The organism is Brevundimonas sp. UBA2416 (assembly GCF_002343105.1).
In the GTDB taxonomy this organism is placed as follows: domain Bacteria; phylum Pseudomonadota; class Alphaproteobacteria; order Caulobacterales; family Caulobacteraceae; genus Brevundimonas.
The window spans coordinates 392-16,649 of record NZ_DDRM01000009.1 but is presented as its reverse complement, the minus strand read 5'-3'; the positions used below and the strand labels follow the sequence as shown (position 1 = coordinate 16,649).

17 protein-coding genes are annotated in these 16,258 nt (G+C 66.5%); 10 read left to right on the top strand and 7 right to left on the bottom strand.

Features of this window, described 5'->3' with window-relative positions; genetic code table 11:
- Nucleotides 1–18 precede the first annotated feature (18 nt).
- The 3 genes from B3E43_RS02195 to rplU form a co-directional block, all read right to left on the bottom strand.
- Entirely contained in the window at nucleotides 19–552 is a 534-nt protein-coding gene (locus B3E43_RS02195; RefSeq protein ID WP_292026257.1) for a GNAT family N-acetyltransferase, read from the bottom strand.
- Nucleotides 553–720: 168 nt separating this feature from the next.
- Nucleotides 721–999 carry a 50S ribosomal protein L27 gene (rpmA, locus tag B3E43_RS02190; protein WP_292026256.1) on the bottom strand — a complete coding sequence of 93 codons (279 nt, stop codon included), beginning with the start codon at nucleotides 997–999 and terminating at the stop codon, nucleotides 721–723.
- Nucleotides 1,000–1,026: 27 nt separating this feature from the next.
- A complete protein-coding gene (gene rplU / locus B3E43_RS02185; RefSeq protein ID WP_292026255.1) occupies nucleotides 1,027–1,572 on the bottom strand; it encodes a 50S ribosomal protein L21 in 546 nt (181 codons plus the stop codon).
- Between the two features lie 192 nt (nucleotides 1,573–1,764).
- On the opposite strand from rplU, the gene B3E43_RS02180 reads away from it, so the two are divergent.
- Together B3E43_RS02180 and B3E43_RS02175 are read left to right on the top strand one after the other, a co-directional pair.
- Nucleotides 1,765–2,424: a hypothetical protein gene (locus B3E43_RS02180; RefSeq protein ID WP_292026254.1), complete on the top strand. Its 660-nt coding sequence runs from the start codon at nucleotides 1,765–1,767 to the stop codon at nucleotides 2,422–2,424.
- Between the two features lie 10 nt (nucleotides 2,425–2,434).
- Entirely contained in the window at nucleotides 2,435–3,436 is a 1,002-nt protein-coding gene (locus B3E43_RS02175) for a cation diffusion facilitator family transporter (RefSeq protein WP_292026253.1), read from the top strand.
- A 43-nt stretch (nucleotides 3,437–3,479) separates the two neighbouring features.
- Here B3E43_RS02175 and B3E43_RS02170 read toward each other — a convergent pair whose 3' ends face one another.
- Both B3E43_RS02170 and B3E43_RS02165 read right to left on the bottom strand, forming a co-directional pair.
- Nucleotides 3,480–4,349, bottom strand: coding sequence for a sterol desaturase family protein (locus B3E43_RS02170; protein ID WP_292026252.1), 870 nt, complete (start codon nucleotides 4,347–4,349; stop codon nucleotides 3,480–3,482).
- A 2-nt stretch (nucleotides 4,350–4,351) separates the two neighbouring features.
- The gene (locus B3E43_RS02165; RefSeq protein WP_292026251.1) at nucleotides 4,352–4,672 is read right to left on the bottom strand and encodes an ArsR/SmtB family transcription factor; all 321 of its coding nucleotides are present in this window, start codon (nucleotides 4,670–4,672) and stop codon (nucleotides 4,352–4,354) included.
- Between the two features lie 193 nt (nucleotides 4,673–4,865).
- Between B3E43_RS02165 and B3E43_RS02160 the strand changes: the two genes are divergently transcribed.
- From B3E43_RS02160 to B3E43_RS02135, 6 genes are all read left to right on the top strand, one after another.
- The gene (locus tag B3E43_RS02160) at nucleotides 4,866–5,954 is read left to right on the top strand and encodes a CobW family GTP-binding protein (protein ID WP_292026250.1); all 1,089 of its coding nucleotides are present in this window, start codon (nucleotides 4,866–4,868) and stop codon (nucleotides 5,952–5,954) included.
- The gene (locus B3E43_RS02155; protein ID WP_292026249.1) at nucleotides 5,951–6,919 is read left to right on the top strand and encodes a WD40 repeat domain-containing protein; all 969 of its coding nucleotides are present in this window, start codon (nucleotides 5,951–5,953) and stop codon (nucleotides 6,917–6,919) included. The genes B3E43_RS02160 and B3E43_RS02155 overlap by 4 nt, the downstream gene beginning before the upstream one ends.
- Nucleotides 6,920–7,021: 102 nt before the next feature.
- Entirely contained in the window at nucleotides 7,022–7,732 is a 711-nt protein-coding gene (gene mtgA, locus B3E43_RS02150; RefSeq protein ID WP_292026248.1) for a monofunctional biosynthetic peptidoglycan transglycosylase, read from the top strand.
- 95 nt (nucleotides 7,733–7,827) lie between these two features.
- Nucleotides 7,828–9,699, top strand: coding sequence for a M2 family metallopeptidase (locus tag B3E43_RS02145; protein ID WP_292026247.1), 1,872 nt, complete (start codon nucleotides 7,828–7,830; stop codon nucleotides 9,697–9,699).
- Nucleotides 9,700–9,852: 153 nt separating this feature from the next.
- Nucleotides 9,853–11,742, top strand: a complete 1,890-nt coding sequence (locus B3E43_RS02140) for a TadE/TadG family type IV pilus assembly protein (protein WP_292026246.1) — start codon at nucleotides 9,853–9,855, stop codon at nucleotides 11,740–11,742.
- A gap of 105 nt (nucleotides 11,743–11,847) precedes the next feature.
- Nucleotides 11,848–13,716 carry a ubiquitin-activating E1 FCCH domain-containing protein gene (locus B3E43_RS02135; RefSeq protein ID WP_292026245.1) on the top strand — a complete coding sequence of 623 codons (1,869 nt, stop codon included), beginning with the start codon at nucleotides 11,848–11,850 and terminating at the stop codon, nucleotides 13,714–13,716.
- Nucleotides 13,717–13,763: 47 nt separating this feature from the next.
- On the opposite strand, the gene B3E43_RS02130 is transcribed toward B3E43_RS02135, so the two are convergent.
- Nucleotides 13,764–14,750: an isopenicillin N synthase family dioxygenase gene (locus tag B3E43_RS02130; RefSeq protein WP_292026244.1), complete on the bottom strand. Its 987-nt coding sequence runs from the start codon at nucleotides 14,748–14,750 to the stop codon at nucleotides 13,764–13,766.
- Nucleotides 14,751–14,914: 164 nt separating this feature from the next.
- On the opposite strand from B3E43_RS02130, the gene B3E43_RS02125 reads away from it, so the two are divergent.
- Nucleotides 14,915–15,589 carry an OmpA family protein gene (locus B3E43_RS02125; protein WP_292026243.1) on the top strand — a complete coding sequence of 225 codons (675 nt, stop codon included), beginning with the start codon at nucleotides 14,915–14,917 and terminating at the stop codon, nucleotides 15,587–15,589.
- 168 nt (nucleotides 15,590–15,757) lie between these two features.
- Nucleotides 15,758–15,928: a hypothetical protein gene (locus B3E43_RS02120; protein WP_292026242.1), complete on the top strand. Its 171-nt coding sequence runs from the start codon at nucleotides 15,758–15,760 to the stop codon at nucleotides 15,926–15,928.
- Here B3E43_RS02120 and B3E43_RS02115 read toward each other — a convergent pair.
- Nucleotides 15,925–16,258, bottom strand: a 334-nt coding sequence (locus tag B3E43_RS02115) for a UDP binding domain-containing protein (RefSeq protein WP_292026241.1), incomplete at its 5' end; no start/stop codon positions are given. The two genes, B3E43_RS02120 and B3E43_RS02115, sit on opposite strands and share 4 nt — an antisense overlap.

The following is a 16,258-nucleotide window of genomic DNA, read 5'->3' as shown; positions in this document are numbered from 1 at the left end:
GGAGAGCGCGCTATCGCACTATGCCAGCCACACCATCCGCCGCGTCTCCGCTTCAGCCCCCCTTGCCCGGCTGAAGCCTTTGCGCACCTCGCCGGTGTACAGGAACCCCGCCTTCTCCAGCACCCGGCCTGATGCCGGATTGTCGCTGAAATGCCCCGCCATCAGGGCGCGGCGCTTCCATGCCCTCGACGCCCAGGCGGTGGCGCCCTGCAGGGCCTCGGTCGCAAAGCCCCGACCCCAGAACGGACGGGCGATCCAGTAACCGACCTCGGGCGCCGGATCGGCGTCCTCGAACAGGCCGATGACCCCGACCGGGCCATGGTCCTCATGCTCGATCAGGAAGGTCCGCGCCCGCGCGGGATCCTGCACCGCCACCTTCAGCACGAACTCCTCGGCGTCCTCGATCCCGTACGGGTGGGGCATGCGCAGCGTCATGCGCGCGATCGACGGATCATTGGCGAAGGTCGCCAACCGGGGGATGTCCTGGGCGCCCGGCGAACGCAGGATCAGACGCCGCGTCTCGACGACGGGAGAAGGTTCGATCACGCACATCACACACAAGCCTCGTTCGATCTGCCGCCTCCTTGGAGGGCTCGGACGGCGTCGAGGCGGGGAAACGCAAACGGGGAGCCTGGTGATCCAGACTCCCCGCGGAAACGTGTCCCTGGTCCGGATCGCGGCTCTCGAGCCTTGCGCGATCCGGGTGTCAGTCGGTTCGCGCTACTCGGCGGCCATGGCCTGTTCGGTGGTCGGAAGAATCGACACGTAACAACGGCCGTTCGCCTTCTTGGTGAATTTCACGGCGCCGTGGGCGGTCGCGAACAGGGTGTGGTCGCGGCCGAGGCCGACATTGTCACCCGGGTGGAAGGTGGTGCCGCGCTGACGCACGAGGATGTTGCCGGCCAGAACGTTCTCGCCGCCGAACTTCTTCACGCCGAGGCGCTTGGAATGAGAGTCGCGACCGTTACGCGACGAACCACCGGATTTCTTGTGAGCCATAGGTCTGCTCCCTGTCTCTAACTGTTCTTACGCTTCGTCGGTGGAGGCGGGCTTGGCCTTGGGCGCAGCCTTCTTGGCCGGAGCCTTCTTGGCGGCGGCCGGCTTTTCAGCGGCTTCAGCCTTCGGAGCGGCGACGGCCTTGGGGGCCTTGGCCGGCTTGGCTTCGGTCGTCTCGACGCGCGGGGCCAGGCCGCGGGCGCGCAGGTTCATCTCGGCCTTGGTCATCAGCGAGGTCTCGCCGTCCCACTTGGCCTTCTCGCCGGCGCCGTCGATGCCGGTGATGCGCAGGACCGATTCCATCTGGCGATGGCCGTTCGTACGGCGATAGCCCTGACGGCGGGTCTTCTTGAAGATCTTGATCTTCTCGCCCTTGCGGGTCTCGACCAGGGTCGCGGCGACAGCAGCGCCCGCGATCAGGGGAGCGCCCAGGGTCACGCCCTTTTCGCCGCCCAGCATCAGGACGTCGCCGAACGAAACGTTCGAGCCAGCCTCGCCGTCGAGCTTCTCGACCACAATGACGTCGCCCGGTTGAACCCGGTACTGCTTGCCGCCGGTCTTGATCACCGCGTACATGTTGAAGCCTCAGCGAAACGCAAAAAGAATAAGCCCGACGGGGGACCCCCTCGGGCGAAGAGCGGCGACATAGACGCAGAGGGGTGTCCGAGTCAACGCGGACGGGCGAAAAAACGGGGCCCGGCCGAGCACACAGTCGGAATGACGCACCGCTCTGGACTGTTATAAGATAACACTCTATGTGGTCCGACGATGACGCCGTCCGACCTCCAGCAACCTGTCCTGCTGTCCCTGCTGGGCGTCGGCTTCGCCACGGCCTTCCTGCACGCCGCCCTGCCGACACACTGGCTGCCGTTTGTGCTCGTCGGACGCGGCCAGCGCTGGACCCTGCCGCAGGTGTTGGGGGCCGTGGCCGCTTCGGGGCTGGCTCATATCGCCACCACAGCCGTCGTCGGCGGCCTGATTGTCGCCGCGGGCCTGGTCATGGACCGGTGGGTCTCCGGCGTCCTGCCCTGGGTATCGGCCGGACTGCTGATCCTGTTCGGCGCCTTCTATCTGGGCCGCGCGGTGCTACGCGCGCCGATCATGGCCGGCGGACCATCCCTGGCCCTGTCCGAGCCGACCGTGTCGCACGCCGCCGCCTTCTGGGGACTGGTGGTGATGATGGCTGTGTCGCCGGGCGAGGTGCTGCTGCCGATCTATCTGTCCCAGGCGACCGAGGGGCCGCTGGTGTTGGCCGCCCTGACCCTCGCCTTCGCCGCCGGCACCGTGCTGGGCATGACCCTGTTCACCGTCCTGGCCCGCGCCGGCTGGTCGGTGCTGCGGCTGGAGCGCTGGGCCCGCTATGAAGGCGTCGTCCTCGGCCTCGCCCTGATTCTGATCGGCCTTCTCGTCCTCCTGCGCCCGCATTAAGGATAGCGGCATGGCGCACGGCTCCCACGATCACGGTCATGACCACAGCCATGCCCCCAGGCACGACCATGCGCACAAACACGGGCATGACCACGGGCACGCCCACGGCCCCGGCGGCCACCACCATGGCACGGTCGATACCGGCGACTGGCGCTACGCCGTCGGCCTGATCGTCAACCTGGCCTTCGTCGGCGTCGAGTTCGGGGCCGGGATATACAGCGGGTCCACCGCCCTGATGGCCGATGCGGGGCACAATCTGTCTGACGTCCTCGGTCTGGCCATGGCCGGCGGGGCCGCGTGGCTGGCGCGCCGGGCGAGCGGCTCCCGGAATACCTATGGCTACGGCAAGGCCACGGTGCTGGCCGCCCTCGCCAACGCCCTGCTGTTGATCTTCGCCTGCGGGGCCATCGCCTTCGAGGCCGTCCGCCGTCTGGCCGAGCCGGCGCCGGTGATGTCCGGCCTGATCATGGGCGTGGCGGCCATCGGCTTCGTCATCAACCTCGGCACCGCCCTGCTGTTCATGCGCGACCAGCACAGCGACCTGAACGCCCGTGGCGCCTACCTCCACATGATGGCCGACGCCGCCGTCTCGATCGGCGTGGTCATCGCCGGCGGGGTCATCTGGATGTCTGGCTGGTCGATCATCGACCCGCTGGTCAGCATCGTCATCGTCGCCGTCATCCTGATCGGCACCTGGGGCCTGCTCAAGGACTCGGTCAACCTGGCCATCGACGCCGCCCCGCGCAGCGTCGACGTCGACGCCATCCGCGCCGCCTTCCTGTCCCTGCCCGGCGTCACCGCCATCCACGACCTGCACGTCTGGGGCCTGTCGACCACCGAGACCGCCCTGACCGCCCACCTGTGCCACGACCGCCCGGACCCTGACGCCCTTCTGGTCGAGGCGCAGGCGATGGCGCGCGGCCGGTTTCGCATCGGCCACACCACGCTTCAGCTGGAAACCCGGCCCTTGGCCGACTGCCCGGACTGCGAGGGCCTGGGTCAGAACCTCTAGACGGCCCCGGCCGCCCGCGGCGGACGACAGGCATGGCGGACGTTCAGCGGGCTGAACGACAACAGCCAGGATTAAATGGCCAGCCGAGTTGCGCCCAGAATTTCGAGGCCGGAGGAAAGCTGCGGCTGACCGGGAACAGCCCGATCCCCGCCGGGCTGCTTGAGGCGGCCGGGCGCAGATAGGTGCAAAAGACGTGATCCCACAGCACCAGCGCACGGCCAAGATTCTTCATACCCTCGGCAGGCTCTGTCGAATGATGCCAGCGATGCAGGTCATTCGTATTGAACAGCAAGTTCAGGCGTCCGAAATCGAAGGCGATGTTCGAATGTTGCAGCAGCAGAACGGGCAACATCAAAGCCGTGTAGACGAGGATTGCCTCGGCCGCGACGCCAACCCACAGCAAAGGCAGGATCATCGCCAGGTGGTTCAGCACATGGTTGAACGGGTGGAAGCGGAAGTTGTTGAGCGTATAAAGCCGTTCCGTACTGTGATGCATGGCATGGAGCGCCCAAAGGGGCCTGTACCGATGATGCGCCCAATGGCTTGCCCATGCCGCAAACTCGATCCAGAGGAATGCCAGCAGGACCTGTTGCCAGAGCGGTAAACCCGGCGAGTCCGGCAAGGGCGCAAGGGCCAGAACGACAAACGGCGTAAGCCATTTGAGCGTCCCGTCGAGAATGCCGAAGATCAGAACGAAGCTGCCGATGTCCCCGGCGACTTCCGCACGCGGGACGTCGGCCCAGGCAGGATCGTGCGGCCACAGGCGCTCCAGAACAAGCGAGAACGCAATCAGGATCAGCGCAGCGCCGGCCACGAGGGCTTCACGCGCAGGATGCGTCCAGAACACGATCAGCAGGGCGGACATTCCGGCGATCAGGGTGATCAGCAGGGCCTGTGAAAGGAGTCGGGTCATTTTCAGGGGTTCCTGGCCGCAGGTTGCTGTCCGATCTCGGCCGAGCAGCACAGTCGCGAGAGCTGGGCGGCAGCACCGGCGAGAGCATCCAGATCGAGCTTCAGGATCGTGGCCCGCCCTTGGGCTTCGCGCGCCAACACTCCGGCGCGTTCCATCTCGTCCAGATGATGTTTGAGCGTCGAAGGCGAGATACCCAGTTCACTCGAAAGCTCGCCGAACTGCCGTCCGGAGCAACAGTGCTTCAGAAGGCATCGCAGGACCGCGATTCGTGTCGGATGGGCGAAGGCCGCAAACAGGCCGGCGATCTCGGTATCGTCTTTCATGCGAATAAACTAGATTAGTAGTTTATATGTTGTCCAGAGGTCCCTGAAGGATGAAGCCCGGCACACCACGACGCCATGCCGCGTCGGACACGCCATCGGCAAACGGCATCTTTGCGACGGTCCGGGGCCTCACCTCGGGGTTTGGGACCGGCCCCGTCTTCACAAACCACCCAATACACGCCATCTGCCGGTCATGACCGACAAGATCCCCGTCACCGTCCTCACCGGCTACCTCGGCGCCGGCAAGACCACCCTGCTGAACCGCATCCTCACCGAGGACCACGGCAAGCGCTACGCCGTCATCGTCAACGAGTTCGGCGAGATAGGCATCGACAATGACCTCGTGGTCGGCGCCGACGAGGACGTGTTCGAGATGAACAACGGCTGCGTCTGCTGCACGGTGCGCGGCGACCTGATCCGCGTCGTCGCCGGCCTGATGAAGCGCCAGCGTCCCGGCAAGCCCGCCTTCGACGCCATCATCGTCGAGACCACCGGCCTGGCCGACCCCGGCCCCGTGGCCCAGACCTTCTTCGTCGACGAGGACGTCAAGGCGAAGACCCAGCTCGACAGCGTCACCGCGCTTGTCGACGCCAAACACGTCATGGCCCGGCTGGACGACTCGAAGGAGGCGCGCGAGCAGGTCGCCTTCGCCGACCGCATCATCCTCAACAAGACCGACCTGGTCACTGAGGCCGAACTGGTCGAGGTCGAGCGCCGCCTGCGCAAGCTCAACCCGCTGGCCCCCATCACCCGCGCCGAACGCGCCAATGTCCCGCTCGATCAGGTGCTCGGCCTCGGCGGCTTCGACCTGGGCCGGATTCTCGACATCAATCCCGAGTTCGCCAACCCCGCCCACGGCGAGGCCGGCCATGTTCACGACGAGCACTGCGACCACGACCACCACGATCACGATCACGATCACAATCACGCCGATCATGGCCACGACCACGGCCATTCGCATGGCGCACGCGGCCATGCGCATGAGGACGACATCAAGGGCATCTCCCTGTCGCTCGACCGGCCGATGGACGGGGCCAAATTCACCGCTTGGCTCGACCGGCTGCTGGGCGAGCAGGGCCAGAACATCCTGCGCGCCAAGGGCATCATAAATGTCGCCGGTGAGGATCGCCGCCTGGTCTTCCAGGCCGTGCACATGATCCTCGAGGGCGACCTGCAGCGCGAATGGGGTGACAAGGAACGCCGCTGGTCCCGCGCCGTCTTCATCGGCCGCGACCTCGACGAGGCCGCGCTGAAGGCCGGGTTCGAGGCCTGCGCGGCGTGAAGACCAGCAATTTCGACGCCCAGATCACCGCCATCGTCTTCGACGCCGAAGGCGCGGTCTTCGCCCTGGGCGACGGTTCGGTCCGGTTCGAGGACGGCGCGTTCAGCGCGGCCCATGACGGAGCCATCCTGTGCGCCGTCGTCCATCCGTCCGGAAACGGGGTGGTCACCGGCGGCGACGACGGCCGCCTGATCTGGCATCGCCGCGCCGACGCGGGCGTGCTGGCCACCAGCGCCCGCGGCCAGTGGATCGACGCCGTCGACGCCTCGGCCGAAAGCGGCCTGATCGCCTTTTCCGCCGGCAAGACCCTGTCGGTCATCGATGCGAAGGACGCCGGCTTCCGCCGCGACTTCCAGCATGAGCGCACCGTCTCGGGCGTGGCGTTCGAGCCAAAGGGCCGGCGCATCGCGACCTCGACCTATGGCGGGGCCGCACTTTGGTTCGCGCGTATCGCCGAACAGAAGCCGACCTTCCTGAAATGGGCCGGGTCGCACACTGCCGTGACCTTCTCGCCCGACGGCGCCTTCGTCGTCACCGCCATGCAGGACGCCCAGCTGCACGGCTGGCGGTTGAAGGATCAGAAGAACATGCGGATGGGCGGCTATCCGTCCAAGGTCCGGGCCATGAGCTTCCTGTCCAATGGCCAGCTGCTGGCCACGGCGGGCGCCTCGGGCGCCGTGCTGTGGCCGTTCGTCGGCGCCAATGGCCCGATGGGCCGCGAGGCCACCGAGATCGGCTACGACGAGGGCAGTCTGGTGGCGCTGGTCGCCTCGCAACCGAGGCACGGCCTGCTCGCCGCCGGACTGACCGACGGTCGCGTCTGGCTGGCCGATCCGGCCGGTCAGGGGCTCAACTTCCTCAAGGCCGACAAGGGCTCCCCGATCACCGCCCTGGCCATGAGCGCCGATGCCAAGCGCGTGGCCTGGGCGGACGAGGATGGGAACGCGGGGGTCTCCACCCTCTAGCTATCGTCATCCTCCGGCGAGCGCTGAGAGACCGGGGGATGACGATAGCCGGAGAACCGGATCGCCCTTGCTCCCCAACCTCCGCCGTGCTGCCATCCCCACATGTCAGGGGTGACCAGAACCGTGAAGAAGGGGCGCCCCGTGCTGACCCTGTTCCTGCTGCTGGTCCTGCTCGGCTCCGGCAGCGTGGTCCTCCAGCGCTGGATCGCCCCGCCGACCACCTTCCTGATGATCAGCCGGGCGGTCGGCGGCGAGGGCCTGTCCTATCGCTGGCGATCGCTGGACGACATCTCCCCCCGGCTGGTCCAGGCGGTGATCGCCTCGGAGGACTCGACTTTCTGCGCCCATAACGGCTTTGACATGAAGGCCATAGAACGCGCCCTGAAGGCCAATGCCCGGTCGGAGAAGCGCGGCTCGGGCCGGATCCGCGGCGGCTCGACCATCAGCCAGCAGACGGCCAAGAACGCCTTCCTCTGGCCCAGCCGCGACTGGGTCCGCAAGGGTCTGGAGGCCGGCTACACCGTCGCCATAGAAATCGTCTGGGGCAAGCGACGGATCATGGAAGTCTATCTCAACGTCGCCGAATGGGCCCCCGGCGTCTACGGCGCCGAGGCCGCCTCGCAGCACTGGTTCGGCAAGTCGGCGGACGATCTGACCGCCCGCGAGGCCGCCCGCCTCGCCGCGATCCTGCCCTCCCCGCGACGCTACAGCGCCTCCGCGCCCGGGCCCTATGTCCGCCGCCGCACCTCACGCATCCAGGCCGCCATGGGCACGGTCCGCGAACAGGGTCTGGCCGCCTGCGTCCTGGGTTGAGTCGCTGGCCAAAGGCGCAGCTTGACGCGACCGTCTCCCTCCCCTCACCTGCGCGCCGAACGACGCGGGGAAATACCGCGCAAGGAGGAATGTCCATGAAACGCACCCTGATGACCGCCGCCGCCGTCGGCGCCCTCGGCCTGAGCCTGACCGCCTGCGCGGCCCTGGGAATGGGTGGCGCGGCAACGTCGGAAAGCGCCGCCGTCGCCCCTGCGGCAGACGCCCCGGCCCCCGCGACCGCCGAAGCCGCCGCCGCCTTCGTCGCCAACGCTGAAACCCGCCTCGCCGCCCTGAGCGAGGAGGCCGCCCGCATCCAGTGGACCCGCGCCACCAACATCACCCACGACACCATGTGGCTCGAGAGCCGGATCAATGCCGAATACACCGAGCTGCAGGTCGAACTGGCCAACGGCGCGGCCCGGTTCAACGACGTCGAGGTGCCCGGCGACGTGCGGCGCAAGCTGAACCTGCTGCGTCTCGGCATCGTCCTGCCGGCCCCCAACCGTCCCGGCGCCGCGGGCGAACTGGCCGAGATCACCACCCGGCTGGACTCGACCTACGCAACCGGAAAGTTCGAATACCAGGGCCGCCAGATCACGCTTGAGGAGGCTTCCGCCCTCCTCGCCGCGACCCGGGACCCGGCCGAGGCCCGCGCCCTGTACGAAGGCTGGCGGACCATCTCGCCGGTCATGGCGCCGGACTATGCCCGCATGGTCGCCATCGCCAATGAGGGCGCCGCCGAACTGGGCTTCGCCGACACCGGCGCCATGTGGCGCGCCGGCTATGACATGGAGCCGGACGCCTTCGCCGCCGAGACCGACCGACTCTGGGCCCAGGTCAAACCCTTCTACGAAAACCTGCACTGCTATGTCCGCAGCCGGCTGAACGAGAGATACGGCGACGCCGTCCAGCCCGACAGCGGCCCGATCCGCGCCGACCTGCTGGGCAATATGTGGTCGCAGCAGTGGGGCAATATCTATGACGTCGTGGCCCCGGCCACGGGCGGCGCCTCCAGCTATGACATGACCGAGCGGCTGGTCGCTTCAGGCTATGACGCGCGCAGGATGGTCGAGACGGGCGAGGGCTTCTACGTCTCGATGGGCCTGCCCGAACTGCCGGAGACCTTCTGGGAGCGCAGCCAGATCACCCGTCCGCGCGACCGCGAGGTGGTCTGCCACGCCTCGGCCTGGGACCTCGACAACCTCGAGGACATCCGCATCAAGATGTGCACCGAGGTCAACGCCGAGGACTTCTACACGGTCCACCATGAACTCGGGCACAACTACTACCAGCGCGCCTACAAGGATCAGCCCTTCCTGTTCAAAAACGGGGCGAACGACGGCTTCCACGAAGCCATCGGGGACTTCGTCGGCCTGTCGGCCCTGACGCCGACCTATCTCAACCAGATCGGCCTCCTGGACTCCGTGCCCGGCGAGGCGGAGGACATTCCCTTCCTGCTCAAGATGGCGCTCGACAAGATCGCCTTCATGCCCTTCGGCCTGATGGTCGACCGCTGGCGCTGGGGCGTGTTCAACGGTGAGACCAGCCCGGCCGAATACAATGACGCCTGGTCGGCCAACATGCTGCGCTATCAGGGCCTCGTCCCGCCCGGACCCCGTCCGGCCAATGCCTTCGACCCCGGCGCCAAATATCATATCCCCGGCAATACGCCGTACACCCGCTACTTCCTGGCCCACATCTACCAGTTCCAGTTCCACCAGGCCGCCTGTGAACAGGCGGGCTGGACCGGGCCGCTGCACCGTTGCTCCGTCTACGGGAATACCGAGGTCGGCGCCCGCTTCAACGCCATGATGGAGATGGGCCAGTCGCGGCCCTGGCCCGAGGCGATGGAGGCCTTCACCGGCCAGCGCGAGAACGACGCCTCTGCCGTGGCCGCCTATTTCGCCCCGCTGAACACCTGGCTGACCGCACAAAACCGCGGCAAGGACTGCGGCTGGGAGGCCTGACGAGCGGGACTTCGCCCGCGGCCGCGATCGCCTGGTGAGAAAATCGCCGCGTTAACCTTTGGTGTGGGCGCATCGCTTAACCGTGCGCGCTCAATTTGCCCCGGATAGGCGCGGACGGACCGCATCGCGCCTGAACCACGGGCGGATGAGGCGATGGGGCGGAAATCCTGGTTTGACGGTCTGGGCCGCAGTCTGCGCGCCTTCGCACAGCGCATGGCCGGCGATGCGCGCGGCAATGTCGCCATGCTGTTCGGCCTCAGTATTCCAGTGCTGGTCCTGATCACGGTCGGCGGCGTGGACATCCACCGCGCCTCAACCGTGCGGGTCAATCTGCAGGATGCCCTCGACGCCGCCGCCCTTGCCGCCGCCCGGTCGCCCTATACGGCCAACGCCGACCTTCAGCGTGTCGGCCTGGCGTCCCTGCGCGCCAACCTGAAAGCCTATCCGGAGATCACCCTGCGCGAAGGCGACACCTCCTTTGTCCTGAATGGCGACGATGTGGTGGTCGCCTCGTCGAAGGTCGATGTGAAGACCCTGGTCGCCAACATCGTCCTGCCGCCCTACGGCAAATTCATGGACGACTATCTGCCGGTCGGCGCCCGTTCCGAGGTCGATCGCTCTTCGCGCAACATCGAGGTCGCTCTGGTTCTGGACATTACCGGCTCGATGGCCGGCCAGAGACTCATCGACCTGAAGGCTGCGGCCAAGGAACTGGTCGACCTGGTCGTCCAGCCGGTCCAGACCCCCTGGTATTCCAAGGTCGCCCTGGTGCCCTATTCCAACTCGGTCAATCCGGGCGCCCATGTCACCACCGCCCGCGGCGGCGTCTCCACCTCGGTGAACATCACCGGCGCGGTCATCAACCTGGCAGGAACCCCCAAAACCATCACCGCGGCGAGCAAGGCGCGGCCCGTCGTCATCACCTCGGCCAGCCACGGCTTCTCGAACGGCGACGTGGTCTGGATCACCGGCGCGACGGGCATGACCCAGCTGAACAACAAGCCCTACGAGGTGCGCAACAGGACCACCAACACCTTCGAGCTCTACACCATGGCGGGCAACCGGGTGAACGGCACCAACTACGGGACCTATTCCGGCAGCGCCGGGCGGGTTCAGCGCTGCCAGAACAACGACTGTTCGATCACCATCACCGCCGCCAACCACGGCATGGCCAACAACGAATACGTCTACATCACCAATGTCGGCGGGATGACCCAGATCAACGACCAGAGCCATCTGGTCGGCAACGCCCAGACCAACAGCTTCACCATCGACCTGACGGAAACCTCGTTGTCCCCCTACACCTCGGGCGGAAGGGCCTGGAGCGCGCGCGGCGGCGGCACGACCTATTTCGCCTTCGAGAACATGGACGGCGACCTCCAGACCCACAGGATCAGCGGCTGCGTGACCGAACGCGTCGGCGCCCAGGCCGTTACGGAAGCGGCCCCGACCGGCGCCTCCTCCTGGGTCGGGCGTCACTATCCGAACATCGACGGCACCTGCATCGAGGACGCCATCCTGCCGCTGTCCAGCAACGCCGCGACTATCAAGTCCCGGATCGATGCCTTCGCGGCGTCCGGCTCGACCGCCGGCCAGATCGGTATCGCCTGGGGCTGGTATATGGTCTCCCCGAACTGGAACAGCCTGTGGCCTTCAAACGGCGCGGCGGTCTACAACTCCGCCGAAACCCTGAAGGCCGTGGTCATCATGACCGACGGGGCGTTCAATACGCCCTACTGCAGCGGGGTCATCTCGCGGCAGGCCGGCTCGGGCTCCGGCGCCAACAGCGCCAAGATCGACTGTGATGCGACCAATGGCGACCCGTTCGAGCAGAGCCGGACCCTTTGCACCGCCATGAAGGCCCAGGGCGTGGTCGTCTATACGGTCGGGTTCGGGATCACCGCCGGAACGGACGAAGCCGATGTGCTGGCGGACTGCGCCTCGACGCCGGCCAATGTCTTCCTGCCCGCCGACGGCGGCGATCTGTCAGAGGCCTTCGCGGCCATCGGTCGGGACATCAAGCAGTTGCGCATTTCCCGCTAGATACCGCCGATCGCCGGCGATCACCCGGCGTTAACCACGGTCGCGGATGCTGGCCGCCTCGAACGCCGGGCTCTTCCGCCCGGCGACCTGGCGGAATTGACGACAATGGGACGCCGCGCCGACTCGTCCATCCTTGACGGCCTGAGGACGTTTCTCAGCCGGCTGCTGTCCGACGCGCGCGGCAATGTCGCCATGCTGTTCGGCCTCAGCCTGCCGGTGCTGGTCCTGATGACCGTGGGCGGCGTGGATATCCACCGCGCCTCGACCGTGCGGGTCAATCTCCAGGATGCGCTCGACGCGGCGACCCTTGCCGCCGCCCGCTCCCAGTACACCGAGGATGAGGACCTCCGTGAGGTCGGTCTCAGGGCCCTGCGCGCCAACCTCAAGGCCTACCCCGACATCATCCTGCTCGAGGCCGACACGACCTTCACACTGAACGACGACGCCGTCGTGGTCGCCAGATCCAGGGTCAATGTGAAGACCCTGGTCGCCAACATCTTCCTGCCGCCCTACGGCAAATTCATGGACGACTACCTGCCGGTCGGCGCCCATTCCGAGGTCAACCGCTCGTCCCGCAACCTCGAGGTCGCCCTCGTTCTCGACATCACCGGCTCCATGGGCGGCAGCCGCATCGCCGCGATGAAGGCCGCCGCGCGGGACCTGGTGGATCTGGTGGTTCAGGACGTGCAGGAGCCCTACTACACCCGCATGTCGGTGGTGCCCTATTCCATCGGCGTGAACGTGGGCTCCTGGGCCAATGGCGCGCGGGGCACGCCCATCGGCGCGCGAAACATCTCGCACATGGCCTGGGCTTCGGCGACCGGAAGGAACATCAGCGCCATCACGCGCGCCAACCCTGGCGTCGTCACCTCATCCAGCCATGGCCTCCAGACCAACGACTATGTGTGGATCCGGAACGTTTCTGGCATGGGGCAGGTGAACAACCGGGCCTACAGGGTCCAGCGGATCAACAATTCGAGGTTCTCGCTGCAGTCCTGGAACGGCTCATCCTGGGTGGCGGTGAACACCAGCGGCTACAGCGCCTATGCCAGCGGTGGCGAGGTGCGCAAATGCCTCGTGTCGGACTGCTCGGTCCAGGTCACGGCCCCGGGCCACGGCCTCAGCGACGGGGAAGGGGTCTACATCACCGGCGCCAACGGCATGACCCAGATCAACAACACGCCCTATATCGTCTCCAATGTAACGACCAACACCTATTCGATCGGCGTCAACGGCGCAGAATGGGGAGCCCACACCTCCGGCGGCTCCAGCTGGTGCGGGCGCGACGGCTGCCAGTGGCGGGTGTTCCGCAACATTTCCGGAAACCTTCGCGCCCACCAGATCACCACCTGCGTCACTGAACGGCCCGGTGCACAGGCCTATACAAGCGCGGCTCCGTCGACGGCTTACGTCGGTCGGAATTATCCGGCGACCAATGCGCCCTGCCCTTCCGCGGTCATCATGCCGCTGTCATCCAACAAGAACGCGATGAAGTCACTGATCTCCAGCTTCAACGTCACCGGCGCAACCGCGGGTCAGATCGGGCTCGCCTGGGGCTGGTACACGGTGTCGCCCAGCTTCAATGCGCTCTGGTCCGGCAATCCGGCGGGCGTCGCCAGCCCCAACGAACTGTTGAAGGCGGTCATCCTCATGACCGACGGCGAGTTCAACACCAACTACTGCACGGGCGTCCTGGCCAGCAATTCAGGCAACGGCGGCGAGCGCATAAACTGCGCCGCCACCAACGGCAATCCGTTCGACCAGGCCGAGGCGCTTTGCGACGCCATGAAGGCGGAGGGCGTCATCGTCTACACCGTTGGGCTTGAGCTGGACTCGGGAGGCGCGGCGGAAGACGTCATGCAGTACTGCGCCACGAGTCCGGATCACGTCTATCTGCCGGCCAGCGGCGGGGATCTGTCAGAGGCCTTTGCCGCCATCGGTCGCGAACTGACCCAGCTACGGATTTCCCGATAGCGCCTGAGCTCAGGCAGCGGGCCGCCGCGCGAGGCGCGATGGCGCTCTCAGATCAGCCGGATTTCCTTCAGCCGTTCGGTCAGGAAGTCCTCCGCCATGATCGCCTTGCCGGCATAGCGGTCGGGGTTCTCCGACGAGATCATGCCGGGCAGGGTCTCGATGACGAAGTCCGGGTTGAAATGCAGGAAGAAGGGCGTCGAATAGCGGGCGAAACTGGCCCGCTCCGGCGCCGGATTGATCACCCGGTGGCTGGTCGACGGCAGGACGTGGTTGGTCAGCCGCTGCAGCATGTCGCCGATGTTGACCACCAGCGCCCCCGGCGGCGGTGAGATGTCCAGCCATTCACCGTCGGCGTCCTTGACCTGCAGCCCGGCCTCCTCGGCGCCCAGCAGCAGGGTGATGACATTGATGTCCTCATGCGCCCCGGCCCGCACGCCGGACGCGCCCGCAGGAACCGGCGGATAGTGCAGCATCCGCAGGATCGAGTTCCCCATCTCGACCTTGTCCTCGAAGAAGTCGTCGCCGAGTTCGAGATAGCGGGCGATGGCGCGCAGGACTTTCGCGCCGAGGACGTCCATGGCGGCGAACATGCCGTAGACATGCTGTCGAAAACCCTCGACCTCGGTCGGCCAGACGTTGTCGCGCATATATTTCCGGTACGGATGGCCTTCCGGCAGTTCACGCCCGACGTGCCAGAACTCTTTCAGATCGACCGTCGCCGCGCCCTTGGCCGCCTCGACGCCGAATGGGGTCAGGCCGCGCGCGCCGCCGGTTCCCGGCTGGTGGTATTTACGCTTTGTCTCTTCCGGCAGGGCGAAGAAGGTCTTGGTGTCGGCCACGGCCGCGTTGATCACTGTCTCATCAAGGCCATGGTCCGCGATGACCGCAAAGCCGTACCGTTTGAACGAGGTCCCCAGCTTGTCGGCGAAGGCCTGAAAATCCGCGTCGTACAGCTTCATCGAGACGGGCTCGATCGACTTGCCGGCGGGGGCGGCGGTTTCGGGGTTCGTGGTCGCGCTCACGGGGGGCCTCATCGTTCTGTTACAGGCGGGTTCCATACGCCCTAAGGCGCAAACTTGGCAAAGCCGGGACGGATCGCGCGCCGGGATTGTTCGTTCAGCCGCGGTACAGGTCGGAACCTTCACCGTAAGCTCGCGTTTCGGCGCCAGACAGGTTTTTACAGACAGGACTCTCCACCATGCGCAGCAAGCTCCTCCTTACCGGCGCCTCGATCGCTATCCTTCTGGGCGGCGTCGCCTGCACCACCACCGATCCCTACAGCTCCGCGCCGCGCCGCAACAACACGGGCACGGGCGTGATCGCCGGCGCCCTGGGCGGCGCCCTGCTGGGTTATCTGACCAACACCTCCAACTCCGAGGAAGGCCGCAAGAACGCCCTCATCGGCGCCGGCATCGGCGCTCTCGGCGGCGCAGCTGTCGGCCAGTACATGGACCGTCAGCAGCGCGAACTGGAAGCCGAGCTTTCGGGTTCGGGCGTCGGCGTGGCCCGTCAGGGCGACAACCTCGTCCTGCGCATGCCGTCGGACGTGACGTTCGCGTCGAACCAGTCGTCCATCAACACCCGCTTCTACGCCACACTGGACGACGTGGCCGGCGTTCTGAACCGCTATGACCAGTCGATCGTCGACATTGTCGGCCACGCCGATTCGGACGGCACGGACGAGTACAACCTGAACCTCTCGCGCCAGCGCGCCTCGTCGGTGGCCCAGTATCTGGTCAGCCGCAACGTTCTGGCCGACCGGTTGTACGTCGACGGTCGTGGAGAGAGCGCCCCGATCGCCTCCAACGCCACGGCCGAAGGCAAGGCGCAGAACCGCCGGGTCGAGATCCTGATCCGTCCGTTCCGCGGCTAGGGTTCACGCAGCGAGCGGCCGCGCTGCGTCGCGGGTGTAAGCGGACAAGCAAGAGAGGGCGGCGCTTCCGGGCTCCGCCCTTTTTTCTTTTGCGGGACACCGTTCCGTGACTTGCGGCGCGGCCCGTCTGGTGCTGGATACGAAACACGCGCGTTGCAGGGGAATCGCTTGCGTCCGGACCATCAGGAATTCGCCGACGGGGTGAAATTGGCCGCCATCGCCGCGGTCTCGGCCGTGCTGACCGCGACCATCGTCATCGGCGCCGGTCGGACCTTGCTGCCACAGGCCGAGGTCGCCGCCGCTGAACGTCCGGCGCTGATCCCCGTCGCGCTTCGTTAGGCCCTGCCGATCGAGGCGTATTTGAACCCTCGGATCCGCATTTCCTCGGGCCGATAGACGTTTCTCAGATCGACCATGACGGGCTGCCTCATCAGCAGCTTGACCCGATCAATGTCCAGCGCGCGGAACTGGTCCCACTCGGTCAGGATCACCACGACGTCGGCCCCGGTGACCGCTTCATAGGGGCCGTCCTTGAACTGGACCCCTTCGAGCAGTTTTGCGGCCTCATGCATGCCTTCCGGATCGAAGGCCTGCACGGTCGCGCCCATGGCCATCAGTGCGGGAGCCACATCGAGCGAGGGCGCGTCGCGCATGTCGTCGGTGTTCGGC

Coding starts and splice junctions, on each gene's coding strand:
- B3E43_RS02195 (WP_292026257.1), bottom strand. CDS start 552: ATGTGCGTGATCGAACCTTCTCCCGTCGTCGAGACGCGGCGTCTGATC.
- rpmA (WP_292026256.1), bottom strand. CDS start 999: ATGGCTCACAAGAAATCCGGTGGTTCGTCGCGTAACGGTCGCGACTCT.
- rplU (WP_292026255.1), bottom strand. CDS start 1,572: ATGTACGCGGTGATCAAGACCGGCGGCAAGCAGTACCGGGTTCAACCG.
- B3E43_RS02180 (WP_292026254.1), top strand. CDS start 1,765: ATGACGCCGTCCGACCTCCAGCAACCTGTCCTGCTGTCCCTGCTGGGC.
- B3E43_RS02175 (WP_292026253.1), top strand. CDS start 2,435: ATGGCGCACGGCTCCCACGATCACGGTCATGACCACAGCCATGCCCCC.
- B3E43_RS02170 (WP_292026252.1), bottom strand. CDS start 4,349: ATGACCCGACTCCTTTCACAGGCCCTGCTGATCACCCTGATCGCCGGA.
- B3E43_RS02165 (WP_292026251.1), bottom strand. CDS start 4,672: ATGAAAGACGATACCGAGATCGCCGGCCTGTTTGCGGCCTTCGCCCAT.
- B3E43_RS02160 (WP_292026250.1), top strand. CDS start 4,866: ATGACCGACAAGATCCCCGTCACCGTCCTCACCGGCTACCTCGGCGCC.
- mtgA (WP_292026248.1), top strand. CDS start 7,022: ATGTCAGGGGTGACCAGAACCGTGAAGAAGGGGCGCCCCGTGCTGACC.
- B3E43_RS02145 (WP_292026247.1), top strand. CDS start 7,828: ATGAAACGCACCCTGATGACCGCCGCCGCCGTCGGCGCCCTCGGCCTG.
- B3E43_RS02140 (WP_292026246.1), top strand. CDS start 9,853: ATGGGGCGGAAATCCTGGTTTGACGGTCTGGGCCGCAGTCTGCGCGCC.
- B3E43_RS02135 (WP_292026245.1), top strand. CDS start 11,848: ATGGGACGCCGCGCCGACTCGTCCATCCTTGACGGCCTGAGGACGTTT.
- B3E43_RS02130 (WP_292026244.1), bottom strand. CDS start 14,750: ATGAGGCCCCCCGTGAGCGCGACCACGAACCCCGAAACCGCCGCCCCC.
- B3E43_RS02125 (WP_292026243.1), top strand. CDS start 14,915: ATGCGCAGCAAGCTCCTCCTTACCGGCGCCTCGATCGCTATCCTTCTG.